General features: G+C 33.4%; 21 protein-coding genes. 14 read left to right on the top strand and 7 right to left on the bottom strand.

The window, feature by feature from the left end:
- Positions 1–13: 13 nt before the first annotated feature.
- From HHX25_RS07440 to porU, 5 genes are all read right to left on the bottom strand, one after another.
- Positions 14–1627, bottom strand: coding sequence for a pyruvate dehydrogenase complex dihydrolipoamide acetyltransferase (locus HHX25_RS07440; RefSeq protein WP_169671714.1), 1614 nt, complete (start codon positions 1625–1627; stop codon positions 14–16).
- Between the two features lie 3 nt (positions 1628–1630).
- The gene (gene pdhA / locus HHX25_RS07435) at positions 1631–2629 is read right to left on the bottom strand and encodes a pyruvate dehydrogenase (acetyl-transferring) E1 component subunit alpha (protein ID WP_169671712.1); all 999 of its coding nucleotides are present in this window, start codon (positions 2627–2629) and stop codon (positions 1631–1633) included.
- A 176-nt stretch (positions 2630–2805) separates the two neighbouring features.
- Positions 2806–3288, bottom strand: a complete 483-nt coding sequence (cdd, locus tag HHX25_RS07430) for a cytidine deaminase (RefSeq protein ID WP_169671710.1) — start codon at positions 3286–3288, stop codon at positions 2806–2808.
- Positions 3289–3379: 91 nt separating this feature from the next.
- Positions 3380–4582: a type IX secretion system outer membrane channel protein PorV gene (gene porV / locus HHX25_RS07425; protein ID WP_169671708.1), complete on the bottom strand. Its 1203-nt coding sequence runs from the start codon at positions 4580–4582 to the stop codon at positions 3380–3382.
- Between the two features lie 99 nt (positions 4583–4681).
- Positions 4682–8572 carry a type IX secretion system sortase PorU gene (porU, locus tag HHX25_RS07420; RefSeq protein WP_169671706.1) on the bottom strand — a complete coding sequence of 1297 codons (3891 nt, stop codon included), beginning with the start codon at positions 8570–8572 and terminating at the stop codon, positions 4682–4684.
- A 266-nt stretch (positions 8573–8838) separates the two neighbouring features.
- On the opposite strand from porU, the gene gldJ reads away from it, so the two are divergent.
- Positions 8839–10539, top strand: coding sequence for a gliding motility lipoprotein GldJ (gldJ, locus tag HHX25_RS07415; protein WP_205958012.1), 1701 nt, complete (start codon positions 8839–8841; stop codon positions 10537–10539).
- A gap of 93 nt (positions 10540–10632) precedes the next feature.
- Positions 10633–11925: a UDP-N-acetylmuramoyl-tripeptide--D-alanyl-D-alanine ligase gene (locus tag HHX25_RS07410; protein WP_169671702.1), complete on the top strand. Its 1293-nt coding sequence runs from the start codon at positions 10633–10635 to the stop codon at positions 11923–11925.
- 43 nt (positions 11926–11968) lie between these two features.
- Here the strand turns inward: HHX25_RS07410 and HHX25_RS07405 are convergent, their stop codons facing one another.
- Positions 11969–12280: a helix-turn-helix domain-containing protein gene (locus HHX25_RS07405; RefSeq protein WP_169671700.1), complete on the bottom strand. Its 312-nt coding sequence runs from the start codon at positions 12278–12280 to the stop codon at positions 11969–11971.
- A gap of 111 nt (positions 12281–12391) precedes the next feature.
- Between HHX25_RS07405 and HHX25_RS07400 the strand changes: the two genes are divergently transcribed.
- Positions 12392–12673, top strand: a complete 282-nt coding sequence (locus tag HHX25_RS07400) for a hypothetical protein (protein WP_169671698.1) — start codon at positions 12392–12394, stop codon at positions 12671–12673.
- 90 nt (positions 12674–12763) lie between these two features.
- A complete protein-coding gene (locus HHX25_RS07395) occupies positions 12764–12982 on the top strand; it encodes a hypothetical protein (protein ID WP_169671697.1) in 219 nt (72 codons plus the stop codon).
- 259 nt (positions 12983–13241) lie between these two features.
- Here HHX25_RS07395 and HHX25_RS07390 read toward each other — a convergent pair whose 3' ends face one another.
- Positions 13242–13607 carry a winged helix-turn-helix transcriptional regulator gene (locus tag HHX25_RS07390; RefSeq protein ID WP_169671695.1) on the bottom strand — a complete coding sequence of 122 codons (366 nt, stop codon included), beginning with the start codon at positions 13605–13607 and terminating at the stop codon, positions 13242–13244.
- Positions 13608–13748: 141 nt separating this feature from the next.
- On the opposite strand from HHX25_RS07390, the gene HHX25_RS07385 reads away from it, so the two are divergent.
- The 10 genes from HHX25_RS07385 to bla all read left to right on the top strand — a co-directional run bounded on the left by HHX25_RS07385 (position 13749) and on the right by bla (position 22419).
- Entirely contained in the window at positions 13749–14828 is a 1080-nt protein-coding gene (locus HHX25_RS07385) for an alkene reductase (RefSeq protein WP_169671693.1), read from the top strand.
- Between the two features lie 7 nt (positions 14829–14835).
- Entirely contained in the window at positions 14836–15135 is a 300-nt protein-coding gene (locus HHX25_RS07380; protein WP_205958011.1) for a YciI family protein, read from the top strand.
- 1 nt (position 15136) lies between these two features.
- Complete coding sequence (locus HHX25_RS07375) at positions 15137–15901, top strand: isocitrate lyase/PEP mutase family protein (protein ID WP_169671691.1); 765 nt, start codon at positions 15137–15139, stop codon at positions 15899–15901.
- Between the two features lie 84 nt (positions 15902–15985).
- Entirely contained in the window at positions 15986–17080 is a 1095-nt protein-coding gene (locus HHX25_RS07370) for a type 1 glutamine amidotransferase domain-containing protein (RefSeq protein WP_169671689.1), read from the top strand.
- A gap of 33 nt (positions 17081–17113) precedes the next feature.
- Entirely contained in the window at positions 17114–18166 is a 1053-nt protein-coding gene (locus HHX25_RS07365) for a helix-turn-helix domain-containing protein (RefSeq protein WP_169671687.1), read from the top strand.
- A gap of 26 nt (positions 18167–18192) precedes the next feature.
- Complete coding sequence (locus HHX25_RS07360) at positions 18193–19719, top strand: amidohydrolase family protein (RefSeq protein WP_169671686.1); 1527 nt, start codon at positions 18193–18195, stop codon at positions 19717–19719.
- 59 nt (positions 19720–19778) lie between these two features.
- Positions 19779–20255 (top strand): hypothetical protein, encoded by a 477-nt coding sequence (locus HHX25_RS07355; protein WP_169671684.1) that lies wholly within the window; start codon positions 19779–19781, stop codon positions 20253–20255.
- A gap of 5 nt (positions 20256–20260) precedes the next feature.
- Positions 20261–21133 (top strand): EamA family transporter, encoded by an 873-nt coding sequence (locus HHX25_RS07350; RefSeq protein ID WP_169671682.1) that lies wholly within the window; start codon positions 20261–20263, stop codon positions 21131–21133.
- Between the two features lie 41 nt (positions 21134–21174).
- Positions 21175–21366 (top strand): hypothetical protein, encoded by a 192-nt coding sequence (locus HHX25_RS07345; protein WP_205958010.1) that lies wholly within the window; start codon positions 21175–21177, stop codon positions 21364–21366.
- A 141-nt stretch (positions 21367–21507) separates the two neighbouring features.
- Positions 21508–22419, top strand: a complete 912-nt coding sequence (gene bla, locus HHX25_RS07340) for a class A beta-lactamase, subclass A2 (RefSeq protein WP_169671680.1) — start codon at positions 21508–21510, stop codon at positions 22417–22419.
- Positions 22420–22435 lie beyond the last annotated feature (16 nt).

Below are 22435 nucleotides of genomic sequence, written 5' to 3'. Positions count from 1 at the left end.
TACTTTAAACAAATTACACTAACATAGTCACTGGGTTTTCAATATACCCTTTTAATGTTTGTAAAAATTGGGCTCCTGTAGCACCGTCGATCGTTCTGTGGTCGCATGCTAAAGATAGCTTCATCGTATGTCCAACTACAATTTCACCTTCTTTAACTACAGGTTTTTCAATGATATTTCCTACTGAAAGAATTGCCGAATTTGGCTGATTGATGATAGATGTAAAACTTTCTATACCAAACATTCCTAAGTTAGAAACTGTAAATGTGCTACCTTCCATTTCGGCTGGTGTTAATTTTTTATTTCTGGCTTTTCCAGCTAGCTCTTTAACAGCAGCTCCAATTTGAGGCAATGATTGCTCATTTGCAAATTTAACTACAGGAACTACCAAACCATCAGGAACAGCAACAGCCACACCAACATGCACATGGTTATTTAATCGCATTTTATCTGCAAACCATTGTGAATTTACTTGTGGATGTTGTTTTAATGCTAAAGCACAAGCTTTAACAACCATATCATTGTATGATATTTTAGTATCTGGAATCGAGTTAAATTGTTTACGGAATGCTATAGCATTTTCCATATCAAACTCTACATTTAAATAATAATGTGGTGCCGAAAACTTCGAATTTGTCAATGCCTTAGCAATAGCTTTACGCATTTGTGAATTAGCAACCTCATCAAAATCTTCCTGTCCCGTTGGCACAAACTTACCTACAGACGCGCCTGATGATGCTGGTACAAAATTCTCAACATCAAACTTAATGATTCGTCCATTTTCTCCAGAACCTTGAACGTGCGATAAATTAATACCTTTTTCTTCTGCTATTTTTTTAGCCAATGGAGACGCAAATAATCGCCCACCGTTTGAAGATGTTGCTGGTTTACTTGGTTTCGCAGAAGTTTGTTTAACTTCAGCTTTTGGAGCTTCAACTTTTGGAGCCTCTTTTTTAGGCGCTTCTTCAGTTTTTGTTGTACCTGAAACTACTTTAAAGTTACTTGCTACATCAGCTACATCGGTTCCTGCTGGCCCGATAATAGCTAACAAGGCATCTACTTTTGCCGATTCACCTTCTTGTAATCCTACATGAAGTAAGGTTCCAGATTGAAACGATTCAAACTCCATAGTCGCTTTATCTGTTTCAATTTCGGCTAAAATATCACCTTCTTCAACAGTATCGCCTACTTTTTTAAGCCATGTTGCAACAGTTCCTTCTTCCATGGTATCACTTAGACGTGGCATGGTTACAACAATAACACCTTCTGGTAATGCAACATCAGCAGACTCTTCCGCCTGAGCATCTGTATTGGTTGTTGGAGCAGCTTCTTCTTTTACTTCTTCGGAAGCATTACCACCGCCACTTAACAAACTTGTTATATCCTCACCTTCATCACCAATGATGGCCAATAACTCATCTACTTTGGTTGTTTCTCCTTCTTGAACACCTATATGAAGCAAAGTCCCTTCGTTAAAAGACTCAAACTCCATAGTTGCTTTATCTGTCTCTATTTCTGCAAGAATATCGCCTTCTTCAACTTTATCACCTACTTTTTTTAACCAAGCCGCAACCGTTCCTTCTTCCATGGTATCGCTTAAACGCGGCATATTAATTACTATAGCCATAGCTTATAATTTATGTTGTATAAATGGATAATCCTCTTGCTCGTAAACGACATCGTACATCACATTTTTATCTGGGAATGGTGACTCTTCAGCAAATTTCTCACATTCTGAAACCAAGCCTTTTACACGCTTATCTATCTCTTTGATATCATCTTCTGAAGCGTATTTCTTTTCAAGTATGATGTCCTTTACCTGAGTAATAGGATCTATTTTCTTATACTCTTCAACTTCTTCTTTAGTTCTATAATGTTGAGCATCACTCATTGAGTGTCCTCTATAACGATACGTTTTCAACTCTAAAAATGTTGGTCCGCCACCTTTACGTGCACGTTGGATGGCCTCATCAAAAGCTTCAGCAACTTTTACTGGGTTCATACCATCAACTGGCCCACATGGCATCTCGTAACCTTTACCTAATTTCCAAACTTCGGTATGATTTGCTGTACGCTCTACCGATGTTCCCATAGCATAACCATTGTTTTCACAAACAAATACTACCGGAAGGTTCCAAAGCATTGCTAAATTAAAAGTTTCGTGAAGTGATCCTTGTCTAGCAGCACCATCACCAAAACAGCATAAGGTTACAGCATCGCTACCGTGGTATTTATCACCAAAAGCAATACCTGCGCCTAAGGGAATCTGACCTCCTACAATTCCATGACCTCCATAAAAGCGATGTTCTTTAGAGAAAATATGCATAGAACCTCCTAGACCTTGTGAGGTCCCTGTTGCTTTTCCATATAATTCGGCCATAACACGTTTAGGATCTACACCCATACCTATTGGCTGCACGTGGTTTCTATAAGCTGTAATCATTTTATCTTTAGTCAAATCCATAGCATGTAAAGCGCCTGCTAAAACTGCTTCTTGACCATTATACAAATGGAGAAACCCCCTTACTTTTTGTTGTATATAAACAGCTGCCAGTTTATCTTCAAACTTTCTCCAAAACAGCATATCCTCATACCATTTTAGGTATGTTTCTTTAGTGATTTTTTGCATCGACTAATATTAGGTTTTAATTAAGCAAATACAAAAGTAATACATTGCCAGTTATTGCAAAAACGTAAATTCATTAAAGTAAAAAAAATATCAAAAAAAAAACGCTTAACAGGCAATATTGCTTTTTTGACATTTTTTTATGTCGAATGTTATGGTATTTAAAAAAAATTATAAATTCAAAGCACAGATTTATCAAAAACTAAGGGCAATAAGTTTGCAAGAGAATTGGATTTAGCTACTTTTCCTGTTTCTCCCATGAAATAAATTTCTATAGGAGCATTTTGCTTTATTTCGTATTCGGCAATCGCTTGCCTACATGCGCCACAAGGTGGAATGGGTTTAGTAGTTTGGGTTTTTTTTGAGCCTGCCGTAATAGCCATTCGGATTATTTTTGCCTTTGGGTATTGCGCCCCTGCATAGTAAATAGCTGTACGCTCTGCGCACAACCCTGATGGATATGATGCATTTTCCTGATTATTACCTGTAATTACTTCACCACTATCCAGCAATAATGCTGCTCCAACACTAAAACTTGAATAGGGAGCATAAGCATTTTCACGTGCCTCAAAAGCTTGTTGCATAAGTTCAATAGCTTCCTTAGGGAGCTCATCTAAATTCTGATATATATATAATGTACTTTCTATTTTTATTTCTTTCATGTTTTTAAATTTACGAAATATTATAAGCAAAAAAACTATTGTTCAATGAACAATAGTTTTTAATATATATTAAGAATTGTTTAGTTGCTAATTAATACTCATTATATGTATCTGCGCCAATATTAAAGGTCAAAGAGAAACGTAATGTATTTTCTAAAGGACTTTGTACTTTTGATGCTGAAAATAGGTATGACAAATCAATATTAACAATATTGGCCTTGAAACCAGCTCCTAATGCTAAGAACTTTCTAGCCCCTTTGTCTTCGCTTTCATTAAAATATCCTGTTCTAAATGCAAAAGAATCCTGATATACATACTCGGCTCCTAATGCCCAAGTAAACTCTTTTAATTCCTCACTAAAACCATCTGGAGCATCTCCAAACGATTGAAACATTCCCGTTAAAAAACTCACATCAGGATCTTTACCTTCTACTATAATAGTCGGTTCATCGGTATCCTGATTTTCATCACCATCGGTATCAACATAACCATAAACAGGCGGTGTTGGCACTAATAGCTTTCCTATTTCTGCTGTAACAGCTACTTTATTATAATCATCAAATATAAAATCGAATCCCCCCCCTAAACGTAAGTTTGTAGGTTGGAAATTCTCTATACCACCTTCATCATATTTAAATTTTGGACCTATATTTTGAATAGCAAATCCAGCTCTCCAACGCCCATTAAAATCGGCATAAGCTTCTTCTTCACTTTGATAATAACCAGAAATATCCACTCCAAATGTACTTGCAGGTTTTGCGTCTCCATCAACACCGTCTAACTTCAAGTCCGATCTTAAATAGCGCATCGCTACAGACATTGCAAATTGATCCGATAATCTCAAAGCATAAGATGCATCAATAGTAAGTTCATTAGGTCTTTGTATTAAGGCTGTAGAAAACTCGTCGGTTACAAATTCAATATCTCCTAAAGAGAAATATTTTAAACTTGCTGCAAATGCACTACGCTCGTCCAAACGATTAAAATAAGTCACATTTCCTAAAAAAATATCGTTAACCAATTTACTTAAATAGGGCGTGTAGCTTACCCCGATACCTGATTTAGTTTCTGAAAACACATATTTAGATGAGTTCCATTGTTGGGAAAAAGCATCAACAGAAGTCGCTACACCCATATCTCCCATGGCTGCAGCTCTTGCATCTGGTGCAATTAAAACAAATGGCACACCTGTTGTAATAACTCTTCTATCTTGATTTGGAAAAATAATTGTTTCTTGGGCTCCTAGTTTTAGCACAAAAACAAAGGCTAATACTATTAATAGTTTATTCTTCATGTATTAAGTTTAGTTAACAAATATAATTTTTATTTTAAAACCCATCTGTTTTTAATGCGCAACTTATTCAAATATTCGATGACAAGCATTTAAATACCATTACAATATGACGAGTTTTTCTATTTTTTCTACTTTTTTATTTAATAAGTTTGAGTGCACCGTAAGTTTGTATATATAGACACCTTTACCTATTTTATCTCCAAAGTCGTCTCTCCCATCCCAGACAATGTCTCTAGACAATGAACTTGTGGTTTTAATACCTCCCGTTGTTTGTCCATTAATTGTTCTTACCAATTTTCCTGAAACAGTGAATATCTGTATAGAAACGTCTAAAGACTCCGAACTATTGTGGTTAAACCAAAATTCTGTATAATTTACAAAAGGATTTGGATAATTAAGCACATTATTTATAACTAATTCCTGGTCTTTATCAAACACAACAAATTGGATTTCAGAGGTAGAAGAATTATTATAAACATCCCAAGCTTTTAAAGTTAGCGTATGAAGCCCTGATTCTAAATCCCTAAACGGGTAGCTCACTACGCCTTTTTGGTAGTCATCTACTTCTGTTTGGTAATAATCGTTAAGAATGACTGGGTTGGTTTCATCACCATCTATTATCGCTACAATATCGTGCCCAATCCCACTTGCTGTATTTATACCACTGGAATCTTCCATTTTAGCCAAGAGTGTTGGCGACTCATTTGTTATACCACCAGACACAAAGTTTTCATCATTCATATAAAGTGTAATTACTGGCCCTGTATTATCTTCTGCTGCATTTTCATTTACCCCACCTATTCTAACGGTATTAATACTCGCCCCAGCTTGGTCTTGTAACAATGCTGTATTTTTCGAATAAAAACTTACTTTTCCGAACCCTACAGGTATACCTATATCCTTTGGCACTATAAAATCAAACTCAAACCGACCATCTTTCACAGATGCCTGCCCTCTAAATATAATTTCCCCAAGGGTTTCAAAATTTAACCTCACAGTTTGCCCGCCACTTTGTACACCATCATTTGCTAATGTTTGTCTATTTATTGATTTATCATAGATTGTTGTTGATAGTATCCCATTGTAATTAGGTATTAAATTTCCAGAAATATCGACTACTTCTCCAGCCAATTTCACATAACTTAATGCTTTTAATGTATCCGTGGCTTGAGTGATGGGAATATCATTAATTTCTGTTAATCGAATGTTCGGTTCTGGGAATGCTAATTTCATGGCTGGGTCTCCAATAAAGAACACCAAACGCCTTTGAGAATTATTGGATATTACTGGGTCATTTTTTGTCAGCCTCAATGCTTCAGCCATTGATGGATACTCGTAATCCTCATAAATATCATTATCACTATATGAAAACAAATATTGTCCAAACTCCCTGTTAAAATTAATTCCAAAAGTTACAAATACCTGTCTTGTCGTTGTAATTAGTCCAACAGCTCCTGCTTGTTTATTCCAGAACGTGAACTCACCAGCAGTCTCCCTCAAAGGATTATCGAATTTAGTAAATTCGCAGGTCACAGTTACAAAACAATTAAGCTTACAAAAATTACGAAAATTATTAATGTCAGGCTTTAGCAATATACGTTCTGCAGCTAACCCTTCTTCTCCTCCATGTCCAAAATAATTTACCACCAAAGCACCATTATCTATGGCATTCGCTATTTCAGAAGTTACATCTGGATATCTATCACCTCCAGCAGATGATTCTTGCTGAAACGCATCGGAATGTATTTTTATAACATTTATAAATGACTTCTCTTGTGTGACTCTATTCCCAATTTGATCCGTCGTTTCCTGTAAGCCCACAGGTATATCACCATCAGGATCATCAGATATGACTACAAAATTATTACGCCAACTTCCGAAAGCCTCTTTTACGTAATATGATTCTATTTTATCGACCATCTCTTTAGCTCGTTGCGGCGTATCTGCTAAAATCCTACCCATAGCAATATCTAATCTATCACTTATTGCCATGGTTCCCTCGTTGGTATCCATCATGCCATAAAAATCGTCGGAAATAAACGAACTGGTAAGGTTAAAACTATTATAAGAGTGCCATGAGGGAACAATATTCGTATTGTTTGGAATCCTATCTTTATAATCAAAAGAACTATCTCCAAACAAACACACATACTTTATTCTGTTCTCTGGTGTGCTGGCATTATCATAAACATACTTAATAAGATTTCGAATCGCCCCAATATCTTGGTTACCCGAGCTAAATTCATTGTAAATCTCGTCAAGTCCCAATACCTTAACATTTAAGTTATTTTGCGTTCTGTTTATGTTTGCCAAACGCTCTGCTTCATTATACATATTATTGGGAGCTATTATAATATAGTCTACATCCTGGAATGTACCCTGGCTGTTTTGAAAAATGGTTCCCTTTATATTTTGATTATTAATCGTTGTTCTGGAATCTATTTTTGGTTCAAAATAATCCAAAGGCGTTACTGTCACAAAAGTTTTTAAACTCCCTAAGATAGATGTAAAACTAAGACTTGAAGCTCCATCTGAATTTATATAGTTAGAAACATTATATATATCGGTTATATCCCAAATTTCCGAAACTTGCGATGTGTTGGTGAGATTATATTGACCTATTCCTGATACAGAAGTAACCGCACTATTTTTAAATTGAAATTGCTTGTCAGAAAAATTTAGAGCGCGCGTTGCTTCTATTGATATATAATCTAAATAAGCCTGTGTACTGGGGTTTCCTTGATTATCAAAATTAAGGCCTACTTCTATTTTCGAACTACTTACATTAACATTACCGTTAAATGAAGCCTGGCTCGCCAGGTTGGGCGATGTAGATCCGCCCATATTTAATGTTGTCACAGAGGTTCCATTTACCGTAACTCCTATTGTACTCAATGTTGTAGACGCAGCAGCAGTATAAACCCTTAAGTTTATAGGCTCTGATGTCACTAAATCTGGAAAATCAAACTCAAAAACCTGATTATTATCTACATCAAACCTATCACCAAACCAGCGCCTCCCCAAAAAAGCAATATTATGCTCGTCGATTTCATGGAATTTATAATCCTCAAATGTATTAATAACCAAATCTACCGCCCCTGTAGGCTGCACAAATTGCTGAATCCGTTTACCTAAACCAGAACTAACATTTATATAATAATAGGTCTTATCTGTATAGCAGTTTATATTCGTATTACTCTCCGCATTAAACTCCTTTGGGCCTTGAGCATAAAATAAAATATAATCCTCATTATTAAAAACACCATCTGCTTCTCCTACAAATTTTATAGCTTTTTCTGGAACATCAAAGGGATATGCTACCGAATTAGAATAAGGAATCATTCGTCCTCCATGTCCATATAATTTTATATTTCTAGGGTCTACACTGTTCACATTGACCCCCAAACGTTGCAAAAAACTTTTCGACAACCTGAAAACACCTGTTTTATCAACATAAAACCGATACCATTCTCCCGAACTTAATACCGAATTGCTAATGACTTTAGACATCTTGAAACCTTTTCCTAATGAAGACACTCTATTAGCAGCAGCTCCATTTTTATAGTCTAGCTGAAATGAAACAACTTTTTTATAACTATTATTGGAAACCTTTATAATAGGAGATATTTTAAAAAACACATATTGTTTGTCTCTCGCTCTAGAATTTTTTAAGCTGAATTTTAATTTATTCGGAATTTTATCTAAATCTAAATCTTTTAAACCAGCTTTAGAAATAGATGCATACACCACATTGCTAATAACTGCCGAAGATTCGTTTACTAAGGCATTCGTTTTCCATTGGTCTGTGAATAATAAACCTTCCTCGAAACCATAGTTAAAATTCTCAACGTTAAATGAAGGTATTGCTATGGTATAGTTCCCTCCTGAAATCGTTTTGGAGTCCTCCCAAGCAAGTGTATACCTTTTTTGTTGCCCAAATACAAGTACACAAATACTAAAAAAAAATAAGAATAAGGTTTTCTTTTTCATCGTTAAAAACAACGTAGTTATAGTCGTGTTATTATTAATAAAAAATAACAATTTTAAAAACTGCATCAAAAATACAATAATAAATTAGTAAAACATACGTTAATACAACACAAAACAATGGTGAAAAACGTCAAAATCATCGTTGTAATGTCAAAAAAATAGGGTGAAATACACTTTTTTTTGGTTAAAATGTAAAAAATAGCTTGTGTTATTAGGTTTAATTCTTATATTGCAGCACCAAAAATATTATTAGCTTACTTAAAAGTATGGATATGAAAAAAGTAGTAGCATTCAAGGTTCTATTAGTTTTAGCACTAACTTTAGCTTCAACTAGTTGTAAAAAATCTTCGAGTTCAAAAAATAGTTCTAGAGCTACCGGATGGCAAATTAACTCCAGAGAAGGTGGTTTTCAATACAATACAGACTTTAGAGAACAGGAAACTGCTCCAGGTCTTGTTTTTATTGAAGGAGGAACTTTCACAAAAGGCCGTGTACAAGATGATGTTATGCATGATTGGAACAATAGTCCAACACAACAACATGTACAATCTTTTTACATGGACGAAACTGAAGTTACCAATGCCATGTACATGGAGTATTTAGACTGGATAAAAAGGGTTTACCCACCAGCCGAAGAAAATTTTAGAGCCATCTATCATGGAGCTTTACCTGACACATTAGTTTGGAGAAACCGATTAGGCTTTAACGAAGTAATGACAGAAAATTACTTGCGTCATCCAGGTTATGGAGAATATCCTGTTGTTGGTGTAAGCTGGATTCAAGCGGTTGAATTTGCTAATTGGAGATCAGACCGTGTTAATGAGTATAACTTAGAAAAAGCAGGTTACTTAAAACGTGATGCTAAGGTTACTGACGTTAATGCAGAGTCAACATTTAGCACAGATACTTATATCAATGCTCCTACCTTAACATATGGTGGTAATGAAGAAGTTATTAATGGGGAAAAGAGGAATAAAAGATACGTTAGAACGGATGCTGATGGTAATGAAAGCAACATTTATGCAACTCGCGAAACTGGAATAATTTCACCAAAATACAGACTACCAACTGAAACCGAGTGGGAATATGCTGCTTTAGGATTAAGTGAAATTAGAAATTACAACTTATATCGTGGACGTAAAAAATATCCATGGGACGGACAATATACACGTTCTGAGAAACGTAAAGTTCGTGGTGATCAATTAGCGAATTTCAAACAAGGAAAAGGTGATTATGGTGGAATTGCAGGGTGGTCTGATGATGGAGCTGACATAACAAATGCTGTAAAATCTTATGCGCCTAACGATTTTGGATTATACGATATGGCTGGTAATGTTGCTGAATGGGTTGCTGATGTTTACAGACCTATTATTGATAGTGAGTTTAACGACTTTAACTACTACCGTGGTAATGTTTATACCAAAAATGCCTTAAATGAAGACGGTACTGTAAAAGTAGTTACAGCAGACGATATTGTGTATGACACTTTACCTAACGGAAAAGTTATTGCCAGAAATTTACCTGGTGAAATAGCTCAAGTACCTATTGATGAAAACGAAACGTACTTACGTACTAACTTTGATAGAAGTGATGAAATAAACTTTAGAGATGGTGATAAACGCTCTTCTCGTTATTATGAAAGTTTTAATGACGATTACGAAGGTGAAGGTGGAGAAAAGAAAGAATCTGATACAAGAAAAATGTATAATTCTCCTAAACACCGTGTTACTAGAGATTCTTTAGGAAACATTATTAGAGAATATGACAAAGGTAACAATAGAACTTCTTTAATTAATGATGAAGTTAGAGTTTACAAAGGTGGATCATGGAAAGACAGAGAGTATTGGTTAGATCCAGCTCAAAGACGTTACTTCCCTCAAGATATGGCTACCGATTACATTGGATTTAGATGTGCTATGTCGCGTGTAGGTTCTAAATCTAAAAGCAGAAACAAAACAAAAAACTAATTGCAATTATTTGTAATATAATTAAAAGTCCTAGCGAAATGTTAGGACTTTTTTTATACATTTAATTTTACAAACATAAAAGAATCCTACCTCTTGAAAATAGAACAAATACACGAACTTTTTCTACAATGCCATTCGGTATGTACCGACACCAGAAAGCTTAAAGAAGGTGATCTGTTTTTTGCCCTTAAAGGCGAAAATTTTAATGGTAATACTTACGCAGAAGTAGCTCTAAAAAATGGCGCTAAATATGCCATTGTTGATGAAGAACCATATAACACGTCTCCAAATACTATTTTGGTTAATAACACTCTAGAAATTTTACAAAAGTTGGCTTCGTACCATCGTACCTATTTAAATATTCCAATAATAGCCCTTACAGGAAGCAATGGAAAAACAACAACTAAAGAGTTAATTAATGCTACTTTATCTCAAAAATATAAAACCACAGCTACTATTGGTAATTTAAACAACCATATTGGTGTGCCTTTAACACTGCTTTCTATGACGGGCAATACTCAAATTGGAATCGTGGAAATGGGAGCTAACCATCAAAAAGAAATTGAGCTCCTATGCAACATCGCTAAACCCGACTATGGGTATATAACCAACTTCGGGAAAGCTCATTTAGAAGGTTTTGGAGGTGTAGAAGGTGTCATTAAAGGAAAAAGCGAGATGTACGATTTCTTGATTGGCAATAATAAAACCATTTTCGTTAATGGTAATGACCCTATTCAACTTGAAAAAACGAAACAATACCCCCATAGAATTGTATTTGCCAAAAACAGCCGTGATTTTAATATAAATATCCATTTTATTGAGGCACTTCCTTTCGTAAAATCCAGATACAATAACTTAGAAATAGCAAGTCAACTTATAGGAGATTATAATTTTAACAATATCGCAGCCGCTATTGCCATAGGCCATTATTTTAAAGTCGATGATGACAATATAAAAGCTTCTATCGAAAATTACACCCCTACCAACAACCGTTCACAAATTATACAAAAAGGCACAAACCATATTATTCTAGATGCTTATAATGCAAATCCAACAAGTATGCGAGCCGCTTTATTAAATTTTGAAAAGCAGCGATCTGGCATAAAAAAGATAGCTTTTATTGGTGATATGTTCGAACTTGGAGAGACCGCCCAAAAAGAACATCAAAGTATAACCGATTTGGTTGCATCCTTAGATATAGACCAAACTATTCTTATTGGCGAAAATTTCTTTAAAACTCAAACCAAATCAAATACAGCAAAACAATTTAAAGATTTCAATGACTTTAAAGACTGGTTTAGTCGTTCTAAAATAGAAAACACTTCAATACTTATTAAAGGGTCTAGGGGTATGGCTTTGGAAAGGGTTTTAGAATTTATTTCGTGATAAAAGCCTAAAAGAGGCATTACTTTTTATACTAGAAGTTATATTACTTTTCCTCTTCTATCTGACCTTTTAAGTCTGCCAGCAATATTTCTATTCTATCGATAATTTGCTTATTAGTTAAAGGCGACTTATAAGGTGCTATGCTTTCACGCAAAATATCATCACTTCTCAATAACCAATTAAGATCAACTTCTGGAAACTCTTCAATTATTTTAGTTAAGAAGTTAATTGATATTTTCTTACCATTAACATATTGTGATAATTGCGAGTAATTCATGTCGAATTTCTCAGCTAAATCACTCAATTTGCTATACTTAGTCTTGATTAATTGCTTAAGCTTTTCTTCAAATTCCATATTTAGAATAATTATAAATTATACCAATAATTAAAAAACATTTGATTTATTTAATTATTAGTATATATTTGTATGTAAATTCATTCAACGCTGTACAAATATACACAAGCTATGACAAATTTAAACAAATTATATACATTATACGACATACATAGTCACAAAGAACAAAAAGCGCTTAAAGATTTGTTAGTAAATCATCTCCCAAAAGAATATACGAGCAAAGTAATAGATAAACTAACGGCCAATAAAATCATCGTTGATTCGCAAACCGTTAGAAACACAAAAGCGGGTATTTCTAAAAATATTTTAGTTTTTAATGCTATTCTTGAAATAGCTAAAGAGTACAAGACCATGTCCGATAGCTTGAAAAAAATTCTAAAGAATAATAAATAGAGATATCCAAACATGTATTATCCGATTAACCATGTCTTTAAAAGAGGCATTACAAATACAATAACCGAACCTTGAAACTTTATCTACTAAATGTCTATAAACAAAAAATACCAAAAAAGAATCGAAGAAGTTTTTAAAGACATCTTTAAAACCGAAATCCAAAAAGGAACTTTTAACAGTTTAACAACAGTAGTTAAAGAGCCTTTAGTAAAACATCAAATTATTCAATTAGCTAAACTTTGTGAAGAAATACCAGCTAATGTAAACCTTAAAAATACAACCAATGGTGTATTTATAGAATTCTGGTAAATACTCTGACCAAATTCCGTTTGATTGTGAGCAATCAAAAATTGACTATCAATTTTATTGAGGGAAAATAGTCAAAAATAAGTCTCCTATGATAGGAGACTTATTAATTCTAAACGAATTTGGATAGTAAAAAGCTTATTAAATCGGTATTGTACTTTGTTGACAAAAGCAAAATAAAGTCATAACAATGGCAACACAATGTTTCTAAAAATAATTTTATACCTCATTTAAATTTAAATGATCTCTTTTTATAGGAGTTTTAATGTGACGTTTTTTCATATTGTTTTACCAAATGATACTGTTCAGGTCTCTTTTCCTTTATATAATCTAAGCCCCAATTGTAAAGTGGGTCAAACATAAAACTTAAACGTTCTCCAATTTCTGTAAATGAATATTCAACTTTAGGCGGTACCTGAGGGTAAACTTTTCTTTTTATCAAACCATCCTTCTCTAACTCTCTTAGCTGGTTGGTAAGCATTTTTTCAGTAATGCCTTCACATATTCTTCGTAATTCACTATAGCGTTTTTCTCCATCCCTAAGCCCGTAAAGAATAAATAGCTTCCACTTTCCACTAATCATATTTACGGCCAAAGTCATTGGACAATTTTCTTTTGAACAATCCATTTTAAAAAAAATAAAAAAATTTACACCGTAAAGGTATAGTATTTAAACAAAACTAACTAATTGGTATGTACCATACTTAATTGTATGTTCTTGACACAAAGCATGGTATAATATACTTTTGCTGTATAAAATTATACAAAAATGAAATTATTAAATGAATTTAAACTAGGAAATCTGACTTTAAAAAACAGAGTGATTATGGCGCCTTTAACCCGAAATCGTTCAACAAAAGATCGTATTCCTTCTCAGCTTAACATAACATATTATTCACAAAGAGCAAGTGCAGGAATGATAATAACAGAATCCACTGCAGTGTCAGAAAATGGAGTAGGTTATATTTATGCGCCTGGTATTTATACCGAGGCTCAAGTAGCTGGCTGGAAAACATTAATCAGTGAAGTGCATAAAAAAGAAAGTGTCATTTTTAATCAGCTTTTTCATGTTGGTAGGATATCTCATCCTGACTTTCTAGAAGGGAAACAGCCAGTAGCTCCTTCAAGTATTACACCCCAAGGGCAAGTATATACCTATGAAGGTTACAAGGATTATGTAGAACCAAAAACATTAGAAAACAATGAAATATCACAAATCATCAATGATTTTAAGGTAGCCGCTAAAAATGCCAAAGAAGCTGGTTTTGACGGTATTGAAATACACGCTGCCAACGGATATTTAATAAATCAATTTATTGATGATGTGAGCAATACCCGTACAGATAAATATGGCGGCTCAATAGAAAACAGGTCTCGATTTTTATTTGAAATAATAAATGCTGTTTCTACTATATGGTCTCCTGAAAACATTGGGGTAAGACTATCTCCCTCAGGCGTATTCAATTCGGTAGGGGATTCAAATTCAAAACAAACTTATCAATACATCATTGAAAAGTTGAATGGCTACAACCTGGGGTACCTTCATTTAATGAATCCTATGATGCCCATTGATGAGTATCCAGAAATGGTTGCCAATGTTGCCGAATATTATGGAAAATTTTACAACGGAAATTTAATAGTGAACGGAGGTTTTTCAAAAGAATCTGGTAATGGTATTCTTGAAAATGGTAAAGCAGATATGGTAGCCTACGGAAGGTTGTTTATTGCCAACCCAGATTTACCAGAGCGCTTTTCTTTAGATGCAACATTAAACGAACCAGACCATGAGACATTTTATGGCGGAGATGAACGTGGTTATACAGACTATCCTTTTTTGAATTTAAACTAAACAGTAAATGATGACAAAAAGCAATTTATATATAGTAATCTTAAGATTTTCAGAAAATAAAAAGATGGCTCCCCAATTTATGAAAGCCCATTTACAGTGGATCGATAAAGGATTCAACGATAAGATTTTCTTATTAACAGGTTCTTTAGTCAACCATTCGGGAGGCACTATATTAGCCTACAATACATCTTTTGAAAACCTTCAGGAGTTTATACAAACAGACCCTTTTGTAAAAGAAAATATAGTTACACCTGAAATTCTTGGAATAACCCCTTCGAGAATTCATGAAAATATAGCTTTAGAATAAAATGGAATTTAAAAATTTACATCATCAAGATACCCCTTTATTAATTGCAAACGTATGGGACGTACCTAGTGCAAAAACAGCAGAAAAACTAAATCTTCAAGCTATTGCAACTTCTAGTTCGGCCATTGCAATGTCTTTAGGGTATAACGACGGAGAAGACATGAAGTTTTCTGAATTGGAATATGTGGTAAAGCAAATTCTTTCAAACACTAACTTACCCCTGTCTGTAGATTTGGAATCAGGGTATAGCCGTTATCCAATAGAAATTGCCAATCACATTTTAAGATTAGAAGCATTAGGCGTTGTTGGGATTAATATTGAAGATAGTGTGGTTAACGAAAAACGCACTTTATTAAACGCCAATGAATTTGCGGAAACTCTAATGGGTGTAAACGCTATCCTAAAAAAAGAAAATAGTGCAATTTTTATAAATGTGCGAATAGATACGTTCATCCTACTTCAAGAAAATGTAATTGAAGCAACAAAAAAGAGAATAGAGTTATATCAAAATGTAGGCGCCAATGGAATTTTTATCCCATGTATTGAAAAAGAAAAGGATATAAAAAACATTGTGAATTGCACACATTTGCCAATCAATGTGATGTGTATGCCCAACCTTCCAGATTTTGACACATTGGATAAACTGGGTGTAAAACGGATTAGTATGGGTGATTTTCTGTTTAAGAAAATGTATCATGAATTTGAAGAAAGCACTAAAGCTATATTAGACCAAAAGTCATTTAAATCAATTTTTGATTTTGCATAACATTTTATACTGACGGAATTATCATTTCGACAGGTTTTATGGGGTATTTCATTTTATTTCGTCAAAAATATAAAATGAAATACCATGTTTAAAAAATATCGAATTCTTAAATGGGTATCACTATTTATTCTCGCATTAATAGTGATCACCCTTTCATTTGCGCTTTGGTTTAAAAGTTTACTTCCGCCTAAAGATGTTACGGTACAATCTACCTATGTTAAAGATTTATCTTACATATCGAAGAATATCATCCCACATAGGGGTAAAATATTAGCTGTTGTTACAAGTGAGAATACTATGGGAAATACTGGCAAAAGTACTGGCTACGAACTAACAGAACTTTCACGCGCTTATTATGTGTTTAAGGCCAATGGTTTTGAAGTAGATGTAGCAAGTCCTAAAGGTGGCAAACCTCCAGTAGTTTTAGATGGTGATGATATGGGTGCATTCGACTATGCTTTTCTTAATGACTCCATTGCACAATATAAAACAAGTCATACCATACCAATAGAAAATGTTGTTTTAGAAAATTACGAAGCTGTATTTTTTGCTGGAGGAAAAGGAACCATGTTCGATTTTCCAGATAATAAAGCCATTCAATCTTTAGTAAAAAACTATTATCAGTCTAATAAAGTTATTGGAGCAGTTTGTCATGGCCCTTCTGCCCTTGTAAACGTGGTTTTAGATAACGGACGCCCACTTATTGAAAACAAAAACATAAGTGGTTTCACAAATAAAGAAGAACTGCTTTTAATACCAGAAGCACAATCTATATTCCCATTTCTTTTACAAGATAAGCTCATTGAGCAAGGTGCTAACTTTAACGAAGGTTTTATGTATTTAGATAATATAAGTCGTTCTGGCAACCTGATTACAGGTCAAAACCCATGGTCTACCTGGAGTTTGGCTGAAAGCATGATTAAGCAATTAGGTTACAAGCCCAAAAACAGAAAGATTACTGCAGAAGAAAATGGCGTAAATATTCTATCTATTTACAAAAGTCAAGGCAAAAAGAAAGCTAAAGAAGCGATTGAGTCATTATTGATAAAGGAGCAAAAGCCTGTAGATAGAGTATTATTGGCAAAACATAGCATTATTGCTGCCATGAATGGTAAACTATCTGATTTTTATAACATTATTGGTTTAGTTTCCTTTGCAAAAAAGTGCGAATCTAAATAAAGAAAATATAACTAAATTTGAAAAAAGACATCTTTGAATTTTACCGATATACTTCTCATTGTAATCAGTAGTGCAGGTCTTTTACACGGAATAGCTTTCGCAATATATCTAAGCTGTTTCAAAAAGAAAAAGCACTTATCTAATTACTTGTTAGCACTCATTCTTGTGTTTATGGCTTTTAGAATAGGCAAGTCTGTAATGCTCAATTTTGGAGACAATTTAGAGCCTATTTTTATTTTTGCAGGCCTTACCTTTTTATTGTTAATAGGGCCGCTTTTAAAATGGTATGTTTTAGGAATGACTCAAGCTAAATTTAAACTATCTAGCTATTATTATATAGAATTAATCCCTTTTTGTTTATTGTTCTTAGCTAGTTTTTTTGTTTCTAAAAAATGGTTTGACACCAATGATAACAATGTAATTATTGTTTTTGCCAGCGTTCTAATTTTCACCTATCTCCATTTGGCTTTTTATATTTATATGACAAGCAAATTGGTTAGAAAAACTAATAGACTTTACCCTAAAGCATTACAGACAAAATCTCAAAAAACGATCCTTCATTGGTTAAACATGCTCATCATTGGTTTTGTGCTTATTTGGATATCCTATGTCTTAAATATTATAGAAGATAGTGTTCCCTATATCATAGGCCCAATTATGTATTCAGTAGTTATTTATTTTTTAAGCTTTAAAGCATTTCAATTAAAAATAACAGACATAAATGGAAATGTATTTAAAAAGAACGATGATATAGCCTTATTTAATCAAATATCTAAGCTTGTGGCAGGTAACAAAATGTATATAGATTCTAACATATCGCTTTCTAGCATAAGTAAACTAGTTGGTAAGAGTACCCAAAAAACTTCCGAAGTCATTAACCAATACGCAAAACAAAACTTTAATGATTTTATAAACTATCATAGAATTCAGGAAGCTAAAAAAATTCTTTTACAAGAAGATAGAGAACATCATACTATTTCGGCAATAGCATTCGATGCTGGTTTTAGCAGTTTATCTTCTTTTAACAGCGCTTTTAAAAAATTTGAAGGTATGACACCTTCTTCATTCAAAAAGAGCAACACATAAATAAACGCGTTTATCAATAACTCAATATGTCAATCAAAAAAACATTAAAATACGCTGGTTACTTCATCCTTTTAGTACTCTTACTATTTGTTGGCTTCGTTATTTACCCATTTTCGGCAATTAAACCACCTCCACAAAATGGAAAAGACATGATCATAAAGAACATCAATATTGTTGATGTCACTAAAGACACCATTCTTAAAAACAAGCATATTTTAATTAAAGAAGATAGGGTTTCAAAAATTTCCGATAACGCTTTTGAATTTGCTGAAAGTGATACAAAAATTATAGATGGCACCAATAAATTTGTAATGAGCGGTCTCTGGGATATGCACGCACATCTTTTTAAACAAGCACCACATGTAGATTATCCTGAGTATTTACGTTATGGTGTAACTCATGTTAGAGACTTAATGGGTGCCTATAATGAAAGAAGCCCTTTTGCTGGTTCTCAAGAACGTATTGAAAAATGGAACAATCAAGTTATTAAGCAAGAAATCATTGGTCCCAGAACACACGGCTTTGCAAGTTTCCCTGTAGAAGGTTCTAGCCCTATGTTTAAAAATTGTCCTGATTTCTTTAATTGTGCAACTCCAAAAGATGCTAAAAAATTAGTACAATTCTTTAATGATAAAGGTGTCACACTCATTAAAGTGTATAACAATATCTCAAAAGATGCTTTTTTCACATTAATGAAGGAGGCCAAAAAATTAGGTATTGAAGTTTCTGGTCATAAACCCGTTAGAGTGAGCACTATTGATGCTTCGAATGCAGGTATGAAAACACTGGAACATGCTCGTTTTTTTATTTGGGATAGTTTTAAAGGTGCTGCCCTATTAAGGCAAAGTGATAACCCTAAAGGAGAAGATTGTACCCAGCTTAGAGCTACTATGCTACAACAACATGATAGCACTATGCTCTATAATATGTTTGACACTTTTGTGAAAAACAATACCTGGTATTGCCCCACACACCTAACAAGAAAAGCAGATGCCTATGCAGATAATGAGGCTTTTAGAAAAAGGTATGACCACATCAACTCTATTCTTAGAATGTTTTCTTTTGAAGATTTAGATGGTGTTATTTACGAAGACACCACCTCTTACGGAAGAAAAATATATAAAGATTTTTATCTCAAAGGGCTCGAAATCACAGGCCAAGCTTCTAAACATGGAGTCAAGCTATTAGCTGGGTCAGATGTACCAGAATTACCTGGTTCAACACTTCATGAGGAACTGCAAGAACTATCAAAAGCGGGTTTAACAAACTATGAAGTTTTACGTACTGCAACATTAAATCCCGCTATCTATTATAATTTAGAACATCTATACGGTAGTGTTTCAGAAAATAAGATAGCGGACCTAGTTATTTTATCCAAAAATCCTATTTCAGACATTAAAAATACCACGAGTATTACAGGAATAATTAATAACGGTGTGTATTTGAATAACAATTATTTATACGATGTAAAAGATAAAATAAATAATAGGCGCAAGAGCCTTCATATGAACGCAAAACTCATCTGGGATATACTTATTCACATGACTACCTAACGCTTTTATTATACTAAAAAACAATAAGTTACGTATTTTACAAATAATAAAATAGTATTATGGAATTATTAATTTATGAAACTAAAAACTTCAATGTAACAGCGGTCAAATTTCCCCTAGTTACTAGAAAAGATGGAGGACATATTGAAATATCTCCAAAAATTCGACTTGACAATAGGACATTATTGACACCTATACTAGCCATAGAATTAATGCGTCTAACAATGCTTATTGGAGAAGCTATGTCTATTGGATTGAATAACCAAGGAATAGATGTGGGCAGAATTAACTATCAAGACAATGGAAATTGGGGCGTTTTTAAACCTGAAGGCCCTTTTTTACATGTGCACCTCTACGGAAGAGCCAAAAGTGCCAAGTATCACAAATATGGAGAAGCGTGCGAATTTCCATTTAGAGACACTGGTTTTTATGATAATTTTGAACCATTAAATCTACAGGATATTGCAGAAATTAAAAAACAAATAAGCCTATTGCTAAACCACGATAAATATGAATTATCTAACTGGAATCTCTAAAAAATATGGCAACAACCCCTTTTCTTCTCGTATTGATTTCAATTTTCACTCATGCATATTGGAATTATCTAATAAAAAGCTCAGAAAACAAACATGTCTTTACTGCATTTAGTAAACTAGCCGAAATAGTAATTTTTGCAATACCAGCAATGTATTTTTTCTCTTCAACAGATTTTAAAATTGACTTTTTGTGGCTGATATTGATAGCTTCTATAATTACTTTTTTGAACTATTATTTTTTATCAAGTGCGTACAAATATGGGGAGCTTTCATTAGTATATCCCGTTTCTAGGTCTAGTATCATATTTCTGCCTGTTTTAGCTTATTTTATAATTGGAGAAACCATAAACACAACTGGCGTAGCAGCTATCATACTTATTATTTTAGGAACATTTATAATGCATTTAGATTCCTTTGACAAAAGGGGCTTTCTTACGGTTTTAAAGAGCATCAGTAATAAAGGAAGCATCTATGCGCTATTAGCTGCTCTTACCGTTGCGGGGTATACATTGTGGGATAAAATATCCATTACGAAAATGCAACCATTTTTATATTTCTACTCCTATACCTTTTTAATAGCTTGCTTTTACAATAGTTTCATTTATTTCAAATTTTCAAAAAGCAACTTAGTCAATGAGTGGACTAAGAATAAAACCAAAATAATACAGGTTGGTTTTTTTAATAGCTTTACCTACATATTAGTGCTCACTGCATTAACTATGAGTAAAGCCAGTTATGTTGGTGGACTTAGGCAATTAAGCATTGTTATTGGTGTTTTCTTTGGTTATAAATTACTAAATGAAAAACTAAATAAATCAAAGATAATTGGAGTAGTAATCTCCATTCTTGGTGGAAGTTTAATTTATATAGCGAAATAGATATTACAATTAAGTAAATATTAATCCTGATGAGTATAAAAATGAAACTAGAAAACCATAGACTATCAATTCAGAATATAAAAGATTCGGTAGATATAATTGATGATGTTTTTTTAAATACGCCTCAATATATAAATCCTGGCTTAAGTAAAATATTCGATTTGCAACTTACTGTTAAAATAGAAACCGCAAACCCTATAAGGTGCTTCAGTGGAAGCAACACATCTATGTAAAACCTACTGATAAAAAATAGTATCAATAAAAGTCTATCAAAAACTAAAAAGTCTTCTTCAATTAAATACTTCTTATTTTTAGGCTTATCATTATATTGGTGATAATTTTTGAAAACAAAACTTAAACAGTTAAAAAGAAAAATGAATAGACTATTTCAATTGACAACTTTACTATTATTTTTTTTAATAAGTTGTAAAACTCCAAATACCAAGACTGATTCACTTCGAAATAAAATAGAACAAATCATATCAGGCAAAAATGCGGTAGTTGGTGTTTCAATAATCGGAAATAATGGAAAAGATACGCTTTCAATAAACGCAGATAAACAATTTCCTATGCAAAGTGTGTTTAAGTTTCATATTGCGTTAGCAGTATTGTCAGAGGTTGACAAGGGCACTTTATCGTTAGACCAAATAGTAAAGATAGATAAAGATGACCTTTGGAAAGGCTTTTGGAGTCCACTTAGAGATGAAAACCCTAATGGAGGCAACTTTACAATTGAGAAATTAATTCAATACAACCTTTCTCATAGCGATAATACAGCCTGTGATGTTTTAATACGACTTATCGGAACTCCTAAAACGGTTGAGGAATACATAAAAAAGAGTGGCATAGAAGATATACAAATTACTTTTGATGAAAAAGGGATGCAGGAACAGTGGGAAAATATGTTCCAAAATTGGACAACCCCAAATGCTGCAAACCAAACCATGAAAACATTTTTTGAGAATAAAAACAACTTACTTTCAAAAAGCAATTACGATTTTTTTTGGAAAACGAATAAAGAAACAACAACTGCATTAGGCAGAATTAGAGGGCAGCTCCCTGAAGAGGTTATTGTCGCCCATAAATCTGGGTCTTCTGGTACAAATAAGGAAACTGGAATCATGGGTGCTGTAAATAATATTGGAATTGTCTTCTTACCAGATGGGAAGTACTTTTACATTAGTGTTTTTATAACGAATTCGCATGAAAATAATAAAACGAATGATAAAATTATAGCGGATATTGCAAAAGCTACTTATGACTTTTACACTATACAGACGAAGTAAAAACTGTTACCTACAA

The sequence above is a fragment of the Flavivirga algicola genome (assembly GCF_012910715.1).
GTDB classification, from domain to species: Bacteria; Bacteroidota; Bacteroidia; order Flavobacteriales; family Flavobacteriaceae; genus Flavivirga; species Flavivirga algicola.
The sequence above is the reverse complement of the archived record's forward strand: the minus strand, read 5'-3'. Positions and strand labels throughout refer to the sequence as shown.

Excerpts from the sequence above, each read along its gene's own strand:
- gldJ (WP_205958012.1), top strand. The coding sequence starts at position 8,839 with ATGGATATGAAAAAAGTAGTAGCATTCAAGGTTCTATTAGTTTTAGCA.
- HHX25_RS07385 (WP_169671693.1), top strand. The coding sequence starts at position 13,749 with ATGAAATTATTAAATGAATTTAAACTAGGAAATCTGACTTTAAAAAAC.
- HHX25_RS07380 (WP_205958011.1), top strand. The coding sequence starts at position 14,836 with ATGATGACAAAAAGCAATTTATATATAGTAATCTTAAGATTTTCAGAA.
- HHX25_RS07360 (WP_169671686.1), top strand. The coding sequence starts at position 18,193 with ATGTCAATCAAAAAAACATTAAAATACGCTGGTTACTTCATCCTTTTA.
- porV (WP_169671708.1), bottom strand. The coding sequence starts at position 4,582 with ATGAAGAATAAACTATTAATAGTATTAGCCTTTGTTTTTGTGCTAAAA.
- HHX25_RS07350 (WP_169671682.1), top strand. The coding sequence starts at position 20,261 with ATGGCAACAACCCCTTTTCTTCTCGTATTGATTTCAATTTTCACTCAT.
- bla (WP_169671680.1), top strand. The coding sequence starts at position 21,508 with ATGAATAGACTATTTCAATTGACAACTTTACTATTATTTTTTTTAATA.
- HHX25_RS07375 (WP_169671691.1), top strand. The coding sequence starts at position 15,137 with ATGGAATTTAAAAATTTACATCATCAAGATACCCCTTTATTAATTGCA.
- cdd (WP_169671710.1), bottom strand. The coding sequence starts at position 3,288 with ATGAAAGAAATAAAAATAGAAAGTACATTATATATATATCAGAATTTA.
- HHX25_RS07395 (WP_169671697.1), top strand. The coding sequence starts at position 12,764 with ATGTCTATAAACAAAAAATACCAAAAAAGAATCGAAGAAGTTTTTAAA.
- HHX25_RS07355 (WP_169671684.1), top strand. The coding sequence starts at position 19,779 with ATGGAATTATTAATTTATGAAACTAAAAACTTCAATGTAACAGCGGTC.
- HHX25_RS07390 (WP_169671695.1), bottom strand. The coding sequence starts at position 13,607 with ATGGATTGTTCAAAAGAAAATTGTCCAATGACTTTGGCCGTAAATATG.
- HHX25_RS07440 (WP_169671714.1), bottom strand. The coding sequence starts at position 1,627 with ATGGCTATAGTAATTAATATGCCGCGTTTAAGCGATACCATGGAAGAA.
- HHX25_RS07370 (WP_169671689.1), top strand. The coding sequence starts at position 15,986 with ATGTTTAAAAAATATCGAATTCTTAAATGGGTATCACTATTTATTCTC.
- HHX25_RS07400 (WP_169671698.1), top strand. The coding sequence starts at position 12,392 with ATGACAAATTTAAACAAATTATATACATTATACGACATACATAGTCAC.
- HHX25_RS07345 (WP_205958010.1), top strand. The coding sequence starts at position 21,175 with ATGAAACTAGAAAACCATAGACTATCAATTCAGAATATAAAAGATTCG.
- porU (WP_169671706.1), bottom strand. The coding sequence starts at position 8,572 with ATGAAAAAGAAAACCTTATTCTTATTTTTTTTTAGTATTTGTGTACTT.
- pdhA (WP_169671712.1), bottom strand. The coding sequence starts at position 2,629 with ATGCAAAAAATCACTAAAGAAACATACCTAAAATGGTATGAGGATATG.
- HHX25_RS07405 (WP_169671700.1), bottom strand. The coding sequence starts at position 12,280 with ATGGAATTTGAAGAAAAGCTTAAGCAATTAATCAAGACTAAGTATAGC.